The sequence below is a fragment of the Streptomyces sp. WM6378 genome (assembly GCF_001279695.1).
Taxonomy (GTDB): Bacteria; Actinomycetota; Actinomycetes; order Streptomycetales; family Streptomycetaceae; genus Streptomyces.
This window is the reverse complement of record NZ_LGDD01000153.1, coordinates 1-869: the sequence shown is the minus strand read 5'-3', so window position 1 is coordinate 869 and position 869 is coordinate 1. Positions and strand designations below refer to the sequence as shown.

The window sequence follows — 869 nt, the reverse complement described above, 5'->3', positions numbered from 1 at the left end:
TCGTCCACGAGGACGCCCAGGTGTGGCCGATGGTCGCCGCCGGGACCTCCAACGACGAGGTCATGGCCGCCCGCGGAGTCCGCCCCGACTTCGGCGACAACGAAGACGACTGAGAGCTGTAGGAAGAGGTAAGAGGCTCATGTCCACCAAGCACACGCTCTCGGTCCTGGTCGAGAACACCCCCGGCATCCTCGCCCGGATCGCCGCCCTGTTCTCCCGCCGCGGCTTCAACATCGACTCGCTCGCGGTCGGTGTCACCGAACACCCCGACATCTCCCGCATCACCATCGTGGTCAATGTCGAGGACCTGCCCCTGGAGCAGGTGACCAAGCAGCTCAACAAGCTCGTCAACGTCCTGAAGATCGTCGAACTCGAGCCCGGCGCTGCGATCCAGCGCGAGCTCGTCCTGGTGAAGGTGCGTGCCGACAACGAAACGCGCTCCCAGATCGTCGAGATCGTCCAGCTGTTCCGCGCCAAGACCGTCGACGTCTCCCCGGAGGCCGTGACCATCGAGGCGACCGGCGGCGCGGACAAGCTGGAGGCGATGCTGAAGATGCTGGAGCAGTTCGGCATCAAGGAGCTCGTCCAGTCCGGCACGATCGCCATAGGGCGCGGCGCCCGGTCCATCACGGACCGCTCGCTGCGCGCCCTGGACCGCAGCGCCTGAGACCCGCCGATACGGGCCTGACCCGCCCGTATAGCGGACTCACCCATTCCTTACTCACCCCCACCGATACGGTGGACGCAACACCAGCACACCAAGGAGATATCCCAGTGGCCGAGCTGTTCTACGACGACGATGCCGACCTGTCCATCATCCAGGGCCGCAAGGTCGCGGTGATCGGTTACGGCAGCCAGGGCCACGCCCA

Annotated in this window: 1 protein-coding gene; it reads left to right on the top strand. The window is 65.8% G+C overall.

Translation table 11 applies throughout. The features are described 5' to 3' along the window. Positions 1-139: 139 nt before the first annotated feature. The gene (gene ilvN / locus ADK54_RS14810) at positions 140-667 is read left to right on the top strand and encodes an acetolactate synthase small subunit (protein WP_053726090.1); all 528 of its coding nucleotides are present in this window, start codon (positions 140-142) and stop codon (positions 665-667) included. Positions 668-869 lie beyond the last annotated feature (202 nt).